The organism is Kytococcus sp. HMSC28H12 (assembly GCF_001816045.1).
In the GTDB taxonomy this organism is placed as follows: domain Bacteria; phylum Actinomycetota; class Actinomycetes; order Actinomycetales; family Dermatophilaceae; genus Kytococcus; species Kytococcus schroeteri.
Window position 1 is genome coordinate 1 of the sequence record NZ_KV824452.1, and the last position, 14,277, is coordinate 14,277.

Genomic DNA, 14,277 nt, shown 5'->3' on the forward strand with positions numbered 1-14,277 from the left:
GCACCACGCTGCTGGTCGCGGCGCGGGTGCTCGTGACGCGGCCCGCTGCGGCGGTCGTCGCGGTCGTACCCACCGCGGCGGTCGTCGCGGTCGCGGAAGCCACCGCGGCAGTCGTCACGCTGGAAGCGGTCGTCCTCGCGCCGCTGGTAGCGACCACCCCGGTCGTCGCGCCGGTCGTCCCGCCCGAAGCGGCGGTCGCCCCCACGGTCGTCGCGACCACGAAAACCATCACGACGCTCGTCCCGCTCGAAACGGTTCCCCCCGCGGTCCTCGCGGTGCGCGCCGCGGCGGCCGTCACGACGCTCGTCACGCCGGTCGAACCCGCCCCGCCGGTCCTCACGCCACTCGGCGGCCTCGGCGTCGCGCTGGGCGCGCTTGCGGTCCAGCTTCTTCTTGGTCGCCTTCTTGGCGGCCTTCGCGTCCTCCTTGAGGATGCGCTTGGCCTTCGCCTGGGCCTTCTGGGAGCTGGTCCAGCGCTGCTTGGCTCCGGTGCGGCGGGAACCGTTGCTCGGCATCAGTGGTCGACTCGCTGCGAGCCAGTGCGGGTGGGGATGTTCATGAGGGCAATCGCTTCCGTCTTGGGGCCGGGGGCCTGGGCGCGCTCGTCGGCCTCGACGGCACGGCTCACGGCCTCGGCCACCACCTTCGAGACGTCCTTGTGGAAGACGCTCGGGATGATGTAGGTCGGGTTGAGCTCGTCGGGGGTCACCACGTCGGCCAGCGCCTGGGCGGCCGCCAGCATCAGGTCGTCGGTGACGACCTCGCTGCGGGCGTCCAGAAGGCCGCGGAAGACGCCCGGGAACACGAGCACGTTGTTGATCTGGTTGGCGAAGTCGCTGCGGCCGGTGGCCACCACGGTGGCGTGCTTGGCGGCCTCGTGCGGGTCGACCTCGGGGGTCGGGTTGGCCATCGCGAACACGACGGCGTCGTCGTTCATGGTGGCGATGTCGTCGCCGGTGAGGATGTTGCCCGCGGAGACGCCGATGAACACGTCCGCCCCCTTGAGGGCGTCCTTGAGGGTGCCGCGGTGGCGCTCCGGGTTGGTGTGGTCGGCGATCCACTTGAGCTGCTCGTCGTCACCGTTCCTGATGTCGTCGCGCTCGGGGTTCACGATGCCGTTGATGTCGGCCACCGTCACGTGCTTGGCGCCGGCCTTCATGAGCAGGCGCATGATCGCCGTGCCGGCCGCGCCGGCACCGGACTGCACGATCTGCACGTCCTCGATCTTCTTGTCCACCACGCGCAGGGCGTTGGTGAGCGCGGCCACCAGCACGATGGCGGTTCCGTGCTGGTCGTCGTGGAAGACCGGGATGTCGAGCTCCTCGCGCAGGCGGCGCTCGATCTCGAAGCAGCGGGGTGCCGAGATGTCCTCCAGGTTGATGCCGGCGAAGGTCGGGGCGATGGCCTTCACGTGCGCCACGATCTCGTCCACCCCCTGCGCGTCCAGGCAGATGGGGAAGGCGTCCACGTCGGCGAAGCGCTTGAACAGGGCGGCCTTGCCCTCCATCACCGGCATCGCGGCCAGCGGGCCGATGTTGCCCAGGCCCAGCACGGCGGTGCCGTCGGTGACCACGGCCACGGTGTTGCGCTTGATGGTGAGGCGCCGGGCGTCCTCCGGGCGCTTGGCGATGGCCTGGCAGACGCGGGCCACACCGGGGGTGTAGACCAGCGAGAGGTCGTCGCGGTTGCGGATGGGGTGCTTGGGCTCGACGGTGATCTTGCCGCCGAGGTGCGCCAGGAAGGTGCGGTCCGAGATGCGCTCGATCTCCACGCCCCGCACGCCCTGCAGGGCATGGATGATCTCGTCGTTGTGGTCGGTGCTGGTGCCGGCCACCGTGAGGTCGATGGTGAGCGCCTCCGGGGTGGAGTCGCTGATGTCCAGGGCCGTGGTCATGCCACCGGCCTCGGCGACGGCGCTGGTCAGCTCGCCGATGGTGGTCGCTCGCGCAGGGGCGGACAGGCGGATGGTCAGGGCATTGGACGCCGAAGGCACAGCACTCATGTTCCCCATTGTGGCCCATGGACACCCGCCGCGGGCCCCGGCGGGTAGTCGCCGCGCACGGACGTTGCGAGGATCACCCCGAACCGGCGGCGTACGGCCAAATCCGTCCGCTACTGTGGCCGGCATGACAGTGACCACCCTCACGGACGAGACCTTCGAGAGCGCCCTCACCTCCGCGGACGTCGCGATCGTGATCCTCTCCGACGACTTCTGCGCGTCGTGCGGTTCCTACGGCGAGGTCGTGGAGACCGTGGCCGGCCGCCTGCAGGGGCAGGCCTCGTTCTTCCGGGTGACCCGCGAGTCGGCCCCCGAGGTCTTCGCCTCCAGCGGGGTCACCCAGGTGCCCACCACGGTGGTCTTCCGTGAGGGCATGCTGCTGCACCTGGACTCGGGCACGCACACCGAGGAGAACCTCGAGAAGCTCGTGCACCTCTTCGCCGAGGCCGACCTCGAGGAGATGCGCCACGCCGTCGAGGAGCAGGGCACCACCGTCATCGGGCAGGACTGACCCCTCCCCCGCACCAGGCACCACGAAGGCCGCCCCGGACGCCCCGGTGGCGGCCTTCTACAGTGTGCGCCGCTCGACCGACGAGAGGAACCGTGACGATGGTGGTGAACGAGCGTCTGTCCCGACTGCGCCTGGTGCTCGGTGACGACGGGCTGGAGCGCCTGCAGGAGGCCACCGTGCTGGTGCTGGGGCTCGGCGGCGTGGGGTCGAGCTGCGCAGCGGCACTGGCTCGCGGTGGGGTGGGCTCGCTGGTGGTGCTCGACGAGGACGTGGTGGAGCCGAGCAACATCAACCGGCAGACGGTGGCCCTCGTCTCGACGATCGGGCGGGTCAAGGCCGAGGTGATGGCCGAGATGGTCGCCGACATCAACCCGGACTGCCGTGTGGTGCCCCGGCAGCTGTACATCAGCCCCGAGCGCGTGGCCGAGGACCTGGACCCCCTGCCGCGGCCCGACTACGTCATCGACTGCATTGACACCATCTCCCAGAAGCTGGCCATCGCCCAGTGGTGCGCCGAGCGGGGGCTGCCGCTGCTGTCGTCGATGGGGGCGGCCAACAAACTGGACCCGACCCGGTTGGCCTTCGCCGAGGTGCAGGACACGCGCAACTGCCCGATGTCGCAGGTCATCCGCCGGGAGTGCCGGCGCCGCGGGATCACCGGACTGGAGGTGCTCTTCTCCGACGAGCGCCCGGTCCAGGTGGCCGGCCCGGGCCGCACGAAGGCGCAGACCCTGGGGTCGATGAGCTACCAGCCGCCGATCATGGGGCAGATGCTGGCGGGGCTGGCGATCCGGCGGTTGGCCGGGCTGGAGGCGATGGTCGAGCCGCCGCGGTGGGTCGCTCGTGGGGCCTGATCCCTCGGCCGGGACCGGCGCCGCCGCCCCCGTCGAGGGGGCCGGGGTGCTGCTGGACACCCACCACCACCTGGACTTCCTCCCACCCTCGGCCCGAGGAGTCTTTCTGGCCGGGACGAGGGAGCGGGGCGTGCGGGTCGTGGCGCAGACGCTGATCCCCTCGGGCCATCGGGAACTCGCCGCCGAGGCGGGCGAGTGGCCGGAGCCGCACGCGCTGCTCTCCGTGGGCTTCCACCCGTGGTTCATCGGCGAGGACGACCACGCGGACGCCGAGCTGGCCGTCCTCGAGCGGGCCGTGCGCAGCACGCGGTTCGTCGGCGAGATCGGTCTCGACCTCAGCCCACGGCGCGCAGAGGCCGTGCCCCGGGACCGGCAGGTGCGCGTCCTGGCCGCCGTCCTGGACGCCGTGCACCGGGCCGCCGCGGACACCCCGGAGCCGTACGTGCTGTCCGTGCACGCCGTGCGGTCGGCCGACGTGGTGCTCGACCTGTTGGAGGGACACGGCGACGGCGGCGAGCGGGTGGTCCCGGTGTTCCACCGCTTCGGCGGCACGAGCGACGACCTGACCCGCCTCGTGCGGATGGGCGGCTGCGTCTCCGTGCACCCGGCCATGCTGGGCACCAAGAAGGGCCGGGCGTACGTGCGGCAGGTGCCCGCCGACCGGCTGCTCCTGGAGACCGACCTGCCCACGGCGCCCCGCCGCCTCGGCCGGGCCCCCGATGGGCCCACCGAGCTGGGAGCGTCGGCGGCCGCCGAGGTCGCCGCGACGCTCCGCTCGACCGTGGACACCCTGTGCGCCCTGCGCCGGGAGGACGTCACGGCCGACATCGCCCGCACCCAGCGCCGCCTCTATGGGATCGAGGGCGACACCGCCGGACAGGCCTGAGCCGCTTCCCGGACACACCTTCCCCCACGCATGACGAAGGCCGCCCCGGACGAACCGGTGGCGGCCTTCGCTGGCTCCTGCCCCACATCGATGACGTGACACTGGTGGTGGAGATGGCGGGAATCGAACCCGCGTCCGTCGTCACACAACCAGGGCTTCTCCGGGCGCAGTGCGCTGTGGCTTTTCTCGGCCCCGGAGCTCGCACGCACACGTCCTCCGACAGGCCCAGCCGAGTTGGAGTCCCGCGCAACACCTCGGCGATGCTGCGCAGCAAGTCCCCTAGCTGATGCCAGGCACTGAGTCGGGAACTAGCTCAGGCTGACAGACTTCGGGCTCGCTCAGGCGGCGAGGGCGAAGTCGGTGCGCTTGGAATTGGCACCTATTGGTGTGCAAGGAACGTTTACGAGATGACCTTGCCTTCTCGGCCCGCTTCCCCTGGAACCATGATCGACGTCGAAACCGATCATCCCCATGGGGTCACGTCGTCGCTGTGGAGTTGTCAAGGAACTCCCCGCCGAGGCGGGTGTCGTGCATCGTACCGGTCCAACGTGGGGGCCGGCCAGCGCATTCCCGGCCGCCCGGGGCGCGCGGGGCTCAGCGTCCGCGCTGCATCCGGTAGCGCAGGCTCATCTGGGCCTGCTTCTCGCGCTCGTCCTGCTTCTCGCGCAGGGCGTGGCGCTTGTCGTACTGCTTCTTGCCCTTGGCCAGGGCGATCTCCACCTTGACCCGGCCGTCCTTGAAGTACAGCTGCAGCGGCACGATGGTGTGCCCCGCCTCGCTGGAGCGGCTGATGAGCTTGTCCATCTCGTGGCGGTGCAGCAGCAGCTTGCGACGCCGACGCGCGGCGTGGTTGGTCCACGAACCGTTGAGGTACTCCGGCACGTGCACGTTCTCCAGCCACAGCTCGCCGCGGAGCTCGTTGACGAAGCCCTCCACCAGGGAGGCGCGCCCCATGCGCAGGGACTTCACCTCGGTGCCCAGCAGGGCCAGACCCGCCTCGTAGGTGTCCTCGATGACGTAGTCGTGCCGCGCCTTGCGGTTGGTCGCGATGACCTTGTTGCGCGGGTCGTCCTTGACCTTCTTCTTGGCGGCCATCGTTCCTCCTCCCGTGGCGTGCGTGGTGCGTCGATGCCGTCGGCGCGCCGCATCCAGCCGGCGCACCGCTCCCCCGGTCGGGGGACGCTGAACCGTACACGCACAACGACGTGGGGCGCACCCGGATTCCCCGGGCGCGCCCCACGTCAGAGCGTGCGGGCCGACTCAGGCGCGCCGCTCCTGCACCCGGACCCGTCGGCTGGCGAGCAGCCCGCCCAGCACGGCACCCAGCGGGCCGCCCACCACCACCAGCCCCAGGGCCAGCCATGGCAAGCTGCCCAGGGAGATCGTGTGGTTCACCAGCGGGTTGGCCCCGGCCACGGAGAGCAGGACCCCGGCCAGCCCACCTGCCGCAGCCACGCACCCCACGAGGAGGGCCACCTGCAGCACGGCTGCGCGCAGCCACCGGGCACCCAGCCCACTGGCCCGGAGACCTGCGAGCAGGGGCATGAGGCTGTGCACCAGCCCACGCATGCCCAGTCCACAGACCAACATCGTGAGCAGCGTGAACGCGCCCGCCGCCAGCTGCACCCCTGTAGCGATGGGGATGGGATCGGCGACATGAGTGGCCCACACGGCGTACGGCGACCTCCCGTGATCCTCGGCCCAGTGCGCCGCCTGCCGGTCCTGTTCGGGGGTGAGGCCGCTGTGCACCCACAGCACCTCGGTGTCCGCCGAGCTCTTCGGTTCACCGAGTTTCACGGCCTGGAGCCACTTCAGGTTCTGACCGACCACCAGCACGGGGCCGTGGGCGTCCGACGCGTCCGTCACCACCGGCAGACCCGCCCGGGAGGCCAGTGCCTTCTCCTGGTCCGGTGTGAGATCCCCGAACAGTCTCTCTGCGTCCGCCACCTGCGCCACGGCCCACCACGGCACCTCACGACCCTCCTCGCCAGGCGTGAAGCCATACCACACCGTCACCGGCTCCCCGAGCCCGAGATCCTGCCGGAACTGCCCGGCAAGGTCCTCAGGCGGGCGCTCACCCGGCTCGAGAGGCCTGATAGCCGCCATGCCCGGGGGCATGCCGGTGCTGCTGCTCGCGTTGAGGTGGGTGATCAGCCCGGCGGCGACGGCGAAGGTCGAACCGACCACACCGCTGAGCAGGGCGACCACCACGACCAGACTCGTGAGCCCTACGGCCTGCCGCGCGACCAGCCGGCGGGCCAGCAGGCCGGAACCCACGGGTCCGGTAGCCCGCACGAGCCCGAGTGCGGCACCGGCGAGCAGGGCAGTGCCCAGGCAGCTGGCCGCCAGCACCAGCAGGATGCCAGTGAACCCCTTGCCCTGCAGGGTCCCCACGAGCGCCAAGGCGCACAGAGCGGCACCGGCGACGGCCATAACACGCGCCGAGAGGGCACGACGCCGGCTCCTGCGACGACGCTGCTCCACCGGCAGGGCCGCCAGCACCAGCACCACGAAGGCAGCCGTGAGCGCACCGATCCAGAGGGGAGGGCCCCACCACCGGAACGGGGGCAGCGGCGCGTCCCCGTCCGCCAGCACGGTGGTCCGCACCACGGCTGTGGCGGCCAGGGCCCCGAGCCACGCCACCACGAGTACCACACCGGTCGCCAGTCCGGCGGCCAGCACCGTCGCCCTGTGCAGGTCCCTGGTGGGGAGCCCCACCCGGCGCAACGGGAGGGTGGTGCGGCGTACCGCACGGAGCAGGAGCCCGCCGGTGGCGAGGGCACCCATCCAGACGGCCAGGACAGCCGGGAGCCGCCGTTCCAGCCAGGCCCGGCCACTGAAGGCCGTGGCCTGGGCCCGGACCTCCGCAGCCGTGTGGGACGGGTCGAGCTCGCCGGACTCCACGTGGCGATCGAGCCTCGTCACCGCACCGGCGGGGTCGGAGCTGCTCCAGAAGACCTCGCGGTAGCCCTGCAGGCCGGACTCCTGCGCCTCCTGCGGTGTCACCTTCCAGCGGGCCCACGTTCCCGGAGCGGCCACCACCAGAGGTGCCGTGCGTTCCCAGACCGGGCTGACCACACCCACCGGGGTGAGGTTCAGCTTGCCGTGAACAGCCGACAGCCGGTCACCGACCCGCAGCCCGGAGGCCGCACTGACCACCACCTCACCCGGTCGAGCGGGCCACCGTCCCTCGCGCAGCTCGAGGACACCCTCGATGGACGCGTTGGGCAGGGGTTGTTCCTGGTAGGTGAACCCCTGCTGACCGGCGGGGGTTTCGAGGTCGATGACGGAGAGGATGCGCACCGCGTCGACGTGCACGCCGCGGAGGGTCACGGGGAGGTCTGGACCGGCCTGGCCGGGGTCGAGCAGGGCCGGCACGGTGGTGGCCCCGTCGCTGCCGCCCAGGGCAGCCGTGACCTTCTGGTCCGGACTCAGGTGGCGGGCCTCCAGAGAGAGGTAGGCCGTCCACCCCAGGAGTGCCGCGACCAGCAACGGCACCATCGCCGCACGGAAGGAGCGGGTGCGCAACAGCAGGGGTACGAGTGCCCCCACGGCGCCGTTCACCGGAAGCTCCCGTCCACCAGGTGGTACTCACGGGACACGTGGTCACGCACGGAGAGGTCGTGGGTGCAGACCACCACCGCGGCCCCGTCACGGGCCAGGTCGGCCAGCAACTCGAAGACGGATTCGGTGGTGCGGCTGTCCAGCGAACCGGTGGGTTCGTCGGCCAGCACCACCTGCTTGCCCCCGGCGATGGCCCGCGCGATGCCTACCCGCTGGGCCTGACCACCGGAGATCCGGGCCGGCACCCGGCCGGCCAGGTCGGCCACACTCACCCGGTCCAAGGCGTCCAGGGCCGCACGTCGAGCAGCGCGCCCGTCCATGCCCCGGGCCCGCAGCACCACCTCCACGTTCTCCAGCACGGTGAAGTCCGGCACCAGGTTGTGGTCCTGGAAGACCAGTCCCACCTTCTCCAACCGCATCCGGGCCCGATCGGCCTCGGACGCCGCCACCACGTCCACCCCCGCCACCCGGGCACTGCCGGCGTCGGCCTGCTCCAGACCGGCCAAGATGTTCAACAGGGTGCTCTTGCCCGACCCGCTGGCACCCGTCAGGGCCACACACTCCCCTGACTCCACCGAAAAGGTGACGCCGTCCAGAACCCGCACCGTCTCCCCCGGGGAGACGAACGACTTCTCAAGCCGTTCCACGTCGATCACTGTTCGTCCTCCTTGGACACGGAGGTGGCGCCACCCCGAGGGCAGCGCCACCTCACCGGTTGATGGGTGTCAGCAGCCCCGACCGAGGGCGTAGGAGGACACCTCGTCGTTGTCTCTCCACGAGAAGCCCGGGTCGTACGTGTAGGGCCCCGACTGCCAGCACTTGCCTGAACGGTTGATGTCGTGCCAGAACGCCACGCCCCAGCGCGTCTCGTTCTTCATCGAGCTGAGCTCGTCGTTGGCCACCGTCGACATGTTCCACGAGCCCGTGGTGGACCGCGTGCCCAGCAGTCCCTGGTAGTTCACGTCCTTGTAGAGCTTCAGGTCCGCGGACGCAGCCACGGGGCCCGACACGAGGGCCGCCGCGACGACGGTGGCGGAGATGATCTTCTTGAGCATGACGAATCACGCCCCCTTCTGTGTGTGGATGCCGGGGCGATCGCCCCGATCGCCCCGATCGCCCCGATCGACTCATGCAACAGTCGCCAACCGCTCATTCCGGTAACAGTTTGGTCACGATTTCGCGCCCGCTGCCGGACCGATCGTCGTCAGGTCGCCAGACAGGAGGGGGCGCACCCGGATTCCCGGGGTGCGCCCCACGTCGACGCGAGCGAGCCGGTTCAGGCGCGCAGGGCCGCCATCTGCCGCATGAGCCTCTCTGGCAGGTCCGCCCCGGCCCCGGACTCCAGCGCCTCGAGCACGGCATCGCCCACCTGAGCCGTGGACTTCCCCATGGCCGGGTTGGCCAGGGCTGGCAGCTGCCCGATGACGTGCACGGCCGCGCGCTCCACGGCGGTGGCGGCCTCCCCCTCGCCCAGGTGGGCCAGGCACAGCGCCAGCGAGAACACGGCGCCGACCGGGTTGGCCAGCCCCTGCCCGGCGATGTCCGGCGCGGACCCGTGCACGGGCTCGAACATGCTGGGTGCCGAGCCGTCCAGGGTGAGGTTGCCCGAGGCCGCCACCCCGAGCCCGCCCTGCACCACCGCGCCCAGGTCGGTGACGATGTCGCCAAAGAGGTTGTCGGTGACCACCACGTCGAACCGGCTGGGGTCGGTGGGCAGGTGCATGCACAGGGCGTCCACGTGCACGTAGTCCCACTCCACGTCGGGGTACCGCGCGGACACGGCCTCCATGACGTCGAGCCACAGCCGCCCGGCCTCCACGAGCACGTTGGTCTTGTGACAGAGGCTCACCTTGCGGCGGCGCTGGGCGGCCAGGGCGAAGGCGTACTCCACGGCGCGCTCGGTGGCGAACCAGGTGGTGGTGGCGTCCTGCACCGCCGTGTGCGCGGGGGTGCCGCGGTGCACGGCGGAACCGGCCGAGGCGTAGGCCCCCTCGGTGTTCTCCCGCACCACCACGAGGTCGCAGTCCTCGGGCCGCAGGCCCGCGATCGGGCTGGTCACGCCGGGGTAGAGCCGCACCGGGCGCAGGTTGACCGCCTGCCGCATCTCCCGGCGCAGGGCCAGGATGATGCCGCGCTCCAGCACGCCCGAGGGAAGGTCCGGGTGCCCCACGGCCCCGAACACGATGGCGTCGTGCTGCCGGATGCGCTCGGCCAGCTCGTCGGTGAGGAGCTCGCCGGTGGCGCGGTAGTGCTGGGCGCCCAGGGGGTACTCGGTGCGGGTGGTGGTGAAGCCGAACCGCTGCTCGGCGAGGTCGAGCACGCGGAGCGCCTGCTCCTTCACCTCCGGACCGATGCCGTCGCCACCGATGATCGCCAGGTCGTGGTGTGCCATGGGCGCATGCTTCCACCGCACGGGGACGACCGGTGCCCCGCACACGGTGTTGTGCGCTTCCTCACAGGCTGTTGTGTCGGCGCGAGCCGTGGGTAGTGTGCCGCCCATGCACTTCGTGTCGCTCCTCCTTCGCTGCCGCAGCGAGGCCCTCTAGTCCGGGCCCCTCGCTGCGGAGTCGTCGTGCACCCCGGACGCACAGACCCAGCGAGGAGCCCCCGTGACGAGCGAGCACACCCCCACCACCCCCCCGCACCCTGGCCGACAAGCTCTGGGACGACCACGTCGTCCGCGCCGGCACCGACGGTGCACCGGACCTGCTGCACATCGACCTGCACCTGGTGCACGAGGTCACCAGCCCCCAGGCCTTCGACGGCCTGCGCGCCGCCGGACGCACCGTCCGCCGCCCCGACCTGACCGTGGCCACCGAGGACCACAACGTCCCCACCCAGGCCGGCCCGGTCACCGACCCCACCAGCGCCGAGCAGCTGGACGCCCTGCGCGCCAACTGCGCCGAGTTCGGCATCACCCACCACGGCCGCGGGTCCACCAGCCAGGGCATCGTCCACGTCATCGGCCCCGAGACGGGGCTGACCCAGCCGGGCATGACCATCGTCTGCGGCGACAGCCACACCTCCACCCACGGGGCCTTCGGCGCCCTGGCCATGGGCATCGGCACATCCGAGGTGGAGCACGTGCTGGCCACCCAGACGCTGCCGCTGACCCGCCCCCGCACGATGGCGGTGGAGGTCACCGGCGAGCTGCCGGCCGGCGCGACGGCCAAGGACCTGGTGCTGGCGATCATCGGCCGCATCGGCACCGCCGGCGGCCAGGGCCACGTCATCGAGTACCGGGGCCCGGCCATCGAGGCGCTCTCCATGGAGGGCCGCATGACGGTGTGCAACATGTCCATCGAGGCCGGGGCGCGCGCCGGCATCATCGCGCCGGACGAGACCACCTTGGACTGGGTGCGCGGCCGCGAGCACGCCCCCGCCGGCGCCGCGTGGGAGGACGCCGTGGCCGACTGGGCCCGGCTGCGCACCGACGAGGGCGCCACCTTTGACACCGTGGTGCACGTGGACGCCTCCGAGGTCTCCCCGCAGGTCACCTGGGGCACCAACCCGGCCCAGTCCGTGGCGCTGGACCAGGCCGTGCCGGACCCGGCGGCCTTCGAGGGCGCCGCCCGCGAGGCCGCCGCCGACGCCCTGGCCTACATGGACCTGCAGCCCGGCACCCCGGTGCGCGAGGTACCCGTGGACGCGGTGTTCGTGGGCAGCTGCACCAACGGACGCATGGAGGACCTGCGCGCCGTGACCGACGTGCTGCGCGGGCGCCGAGTGGCCGACGGCGTGCGGATGCTGGTGGTGCCCGGCTCCACCCGGGTGCGCCTGCAGGCCGAGGCCGAGGGCCTGGACCGCGTCATCACCGAGGCCGGGGGCGAGTGGCGCCTGGCCGGGTGCTCGATGTGCCTGGGGATGAACCCCGACACCCTCGCACCCGGCGAGCGCTGCGCCTCCACCTCCAACCGCAACTTCGAGGGACGCCAGGGGGCCCGCAGTCGCACCCACCTGGTCTCCCCCGGCGTCGCCGCCGCCACCGCCGTGGCCGGCCACTTCGCCGCCCCCGCCGACCTGACCGCCTGAGGAGGAGATCCGCCATGCAGACCTTCACCACCCACACCGGCGCCGGCATCCCCCTGCGTCGCAGCAACGTGGACACCGACCAGATCATCCCCGCCACCTACCTCAAGCGCGTGCGCCGCGACGGCTTCGAGGAGGGCCTGTTCGCCCGCTGGCGCGAGGACCCGCAGTTCGTCATGAACCGTGAGGGCTACCGAGAGGGCTCCGTGCTGGTGGCCGGCGAGGACTTCGGCACGGGCTCCTCCCGCGAGCACGCCGTCTGGGCGCTGATGCAGTACGGCATCCGCGTCGTGCTTGCCCCCCGCTTCGGCGACATCTTCCGCGCCAACGCCGGCAACCAGGGCCTGCTGGCCGCCGTCGTCGCGCCGGCCGAGGTCGAGGCGATCTGGGCGGAGCTGGAGGCCGAGCCCGGCCGCGAGGTCACCGTCGACCTGCCCGCCCGCACCGTCACCTGCGGGGCGGTGAGCACCACCTTCGAGGTGGACGACCACGTGGCCCGCCGTCTGGCCGAGGGCAAGGACGCCATCGCGGTCACCCTGGACCACGCCGAGGAGATCGACGCCCACGAGGCGCGCCGCCCCACCCACCGGCCCACCACGCGCGGCACGGTGACCACCCCCTCCCGCGAGGCCGTGGAGGCCCGGTGGCCGCAGCGGCCCAGCGCCATGCCGCACCGCCGCTACTCCCCCGCCCCGGCCGTGCACCTGCCGGACCGCACCTGGCCGGACCGCCGCGCCACCCGTGCGCCCCGCTGGTGCGCGGTGGACCTGCGCGACGGCAACCAGGCCCTGATCGACCCGATGAGCCCGGAGCGCAAGCTGGAGATGTTCCAGCTGCTGGTGGAGATGGGCTACAAGGAGATCGAGGTCGGCTTCCCCGCGGCCAGCCAGACCGACTTCGACTTCGTGCGCCACATCATCGAGAACGACCTGGTGCCCGCCGACGTGCGCATCCAGGTGCTGGTGCAGGCGCGCAAGCACCTCATCGACCGCACCTACGAGGCCATCAGCGGCGCCCACAACGCCATCGTGCACCTGTACAACTCCACCTCCACCCTGCAACGCCGCGTGGTCTTCGGCGCCACCCAGGACGAGGTGGTGGACATCGCCCTGCAGGGCGCCCGCTGGTGCAAGGAGGCCGAGGCGCGCCTGCCCGAGGGCACCGAGGTGACCTACGAGTACTCCCCGGAGAGCTACACCGGCACCGAGCTGGAGTTCGCGGTCCGCGTGTGCAACGCGGTGATGACGGTGCTGGTGCCGACGCCGGAGAAGCCGCTGATCGTCAACCTGCCGGCCACGGTGGAGGAGTCGACGCCCAACGTGTACGCCGACTCGATCGAGTGGATGAGCCGCCACCTGGACCACCGCGAGGACGTGGTGCTGAGCCTGCACCCGCACAACGACCGCGGTACGGCCGTGGCCGCCGCCGAGCTGGGCTTCCTGGCCGGCGCGGACCGCATCGAGGGCTGCCTGTTCGGCAACGGCGAGCGCACGGGCAACGTCTGCCTGGTGACCCTGGGCATGAACCTGTTCAGCCAGGGGGTGGACCCGGAGGTCGACTTCTCGGACATGCCCCGCATCCGGGCCACGGTGGAGCGCTGCAACCAGCTGCCGGTGGCCGAGCGCCACCCCTACGGCGGCGACCTGGTGTTCACCGCGTTCAGCGGATCGCACCAGGACGCCATCAACAAGGGGTTCACCGCCCTGGAGGCCGAGGCCGCCGCGGCGGGCGTGCCGGTGGACCAGCACCCGTGGGCGGTGCCTTACCTGCCGGTGGACCCGCGCGACGTGGGCCGCAGCTACGACGCGGTGATCCGGGTGAACAGCCAGTCCGGCAAGGGTGGCGTGGCCTACGTGCTGCGCACCGAGCACTCCCTGCAGTTGCCGCGGCGCATGCAGATCGAGTTCTCCCGCGCCGTGCAGCAGCGCACCGACAGCCAGGGTGGCGAGATGACGCCGGACGCCATCAAGGAGTGCTTCGACGCGGAGTACCTGGAGCGCACCGGACCGCTGGAGTTCCACGACGCCGACATGCGCACCGGCGACGACGGGCAGGTGGCGCTGCGGGCCTCGGTGACCCTGCGCGGGGCGCAGCAGATCCTGGAGGGCCACGGCAACGGGCCGGTCATGGCCTACCTGGACGCACTGCGCCGGGCCGGTACGGACGTGCAGGTGGTGGACTACTCGCAGCACTCGCTGTCCACCGGCGGTGACGCCCGCGCCGCCGCGTACGTGGAGTGCCAGGTGGATGGGCAGGTGTTCTGGGGCGCCGGCATCGATCCCAACACCACGGCGGCCTCGCTGCGGGCCATCACCTGCGCGGTGAACCGGGCGGCCGCGGCCAGCGAGACCGCTCCGGCGGAGCCGGCCGAGCCGGTGGCCGTCTGACCGGGACCGTACACGTCGGAGGGGCGCACACCACGTGGTGTGCGCCC

The 14,277-nt window shown here is 71.8% G+C and carries 11 protein-coding genes, 1 other RNA gene and 2 pseudogenes; 6 read left to right on the forward strand and 8 right to left on the reverse strand.

Features of this window, described 5'->3' with window-relative positions; genetic code table 11:
* Positions 1 to 515: pseudogene (locus HMPREF3099_RS06110) on the reverse strand (ATP-dependent helicase); the annotation flags it as partial.
* Positions 515 to 2,002: an NAD-dependent malic enzyme gene (locus HMPREF3099_RS06115; RefSeq protein WP_070705184.1), complete on the reverse strand. Its 1,488-nt coding sequence runs from the start codon at positions 2,000 to 2,002 to the stop codon at positions 515 to 517. The gene HMPREF3099_RS06115 and the pseudogene HMPREF3099_RS06110, both read right to left, overlap by 1 nt.
* Before the next feature lie 124 nt (positions 2,003 to 2,126).
* Here HMPREF3099_RS06115 and HMPREF3099_RS12850 point away from each other — a divergent pair, with 124 nt between their 5' ends.
* From HMPREF3099_RS12850 to HMPREF3099_RS06130, 3 genes are all read left to right on the forward strand, one after another.
* Positions 2,127 to 2,510, forward strand: coding sequence for a thioredoxin family protein (locus HMPREF3099_RS12850; protein ID WP_070705176.1), 384 nt, complete (start codon positions 2,127 to 2,129; stop codon positions 2,508 to 2,510).
* A gap of 98 nt (positions 2,511 to 2,608) precedes the next feature.
* Entirely contained in the window at positions 2,609 to 3,364 is a 756-nt protein-coding gene (locus tag HMPREF3099_RS06125; protein ID WP_070705177.1) for a tRNA threonylcarbamoyladenosine dehydratase, read from the forward strand.
* Positions 3,354 to 4,250, forward strand: coding sequence for a TatD family hydrolase (locus HMPREF3099_RS06130; protein ID WP_202816709.1), 897 nt, complete (start codon positions 3,354 to 3,356; stop codon positions 4,248 to 4,250). The genes HMPREF3099_RS06125 and HMPREF3099_RS06130 overlap by 11 nt, the downstream gene beginning before the upstream one ends.
* A 105-nt stretch (positions 4,251 to 4,355) precedes the next feature.
* Here HMPREF3099_RS06130 and ssrA read toward each other — a convergent pair.
* From ssrA to HMPREF3099_RS06160, 6 genes are all read right to left on the reverse strand, one after another.
* Positions 4,356 to 4,721, reverse strand: a transfer-messenger RNA (tmRNA) gene (gene ssrA / locus HMPREF3099_RS06135).
* 123 nt (positions 4,722 to 4,844) lie between these two features.
* Positions 4,845 to 5,345: an SsrA-binding protein SmpB gene (gene smpB / locus HMPREF3099_RS06140; protein ID WP_070705178.1), complete on the reverse strand. Its 501-nt coding sequence runs from the start codon at positions 5,343 to 5,345 to the stop codon at positions 4,845 to 4,847.
* Positions 5,346 to 5,510: 165 nt separating this feature from the next.
* Positions 5,511 to 7,814 (reverse strand): hypothetical protein, encoded by a 2,304-nt coding sequence (locus HMPREF3099_RS06145; RefSeq protein ID WP_070705179.1) that lies wholly within the window; start codon positions 7,812 to 7,814, stop codon positions 5,511 to 5,513.
* The gene (locus tag HMPREF3099_RS06150) at positions 7,811 to 8,461 is read right to left on the reverse strand and encodes an ABC transporter ATP-binding protein (protein WP_237769769.1); all 651 of its coding nucleotides are present in this window, start codon (positions 8,459 to 8,461) and stop codon (positions 7,811 to 7,813) included. Before HMPREF3099_RS06150 ends, HMPREF3099_RS06145 begins: the two co-directional genes overlap by 4 nt.
* Before the next feature lie 78 nt (positions 8,462 to 8,539).
* Positions 8,540 to 8,869 carry a hypothetical protein gene (locus tag HMPREF3099_RS06155; protein ID WP_070705181.1) on the reverse strand — a complete coding sequence of 110 codons (330 nt, stop codon included), beginning with the start codon at positions 8,867 to 8,869 and terminating at the stop codon, positions 8,540 to 8,542.
* 221 nt (positions 8,870 to 9,090) lie between these two features.
* Positions 9,091 to 10,206, reverse strand: coding sequence for a 3-isopropylmalate dehydrogenase (locus tag HMPREF3099_RS06160; RefSeq protein ID WP_070705182.1), 1,116 nt, complete (start codon positions 10,204 to 10,206; stop codon positions 9,091 to 9,093).
* A 254-nt stretch (positions 10,207 to 10,460) separates the two neighbouring features.
* On the opposite strand from HMPREF3099_RS06160, the gene leuC reads away from it, so the two are divergent.
* The 3 genes and pseudogenes from leuC to leuA all read left to right on the forward strand — a co-directional run bounded on the left by leuC (position 10,461) and on the right by leuA (position 14,230).
* Positions 10,461 to 11,846, forward strand: a complete 1,386-nt coding sequence (leuC, locus tag HMPREF3099_RS06165) for a 3-isopropylmalate dehydratase large subunit (RefSeq protein WP_070705183.1) — start codon at positions 10,461 to 10,463, stop codon at positions 11,844 to 11,846.
* A 14-nt stretch (positions 11,847 to 11,860) separates the two neighbouring features.
* Positions 11,861 to 12,379: pseudogene (gene leuD / locus HMPREF3099_RS13425) on the forward strand (3-isopropylmalate dehydratase small subunit); the annotation flags it as partial.
* Between the two features lie 129 nt (positions 12,380 to 12,508).
* Positions 12,509 to 14,230: a 2-isopropylmalate synthase gene (leuA, locus tag HMPREF3099_RS06170; protein WP_237769770.1), complete on the forward strand. Its 1,722-nt coding sequence runs from the start codon at positions 12,509 to 12,511 to the stop codon at positions 14,228 to 14,230.
* Positions 14,231 to 14,277: the final 47 nt, after the last annotated feature.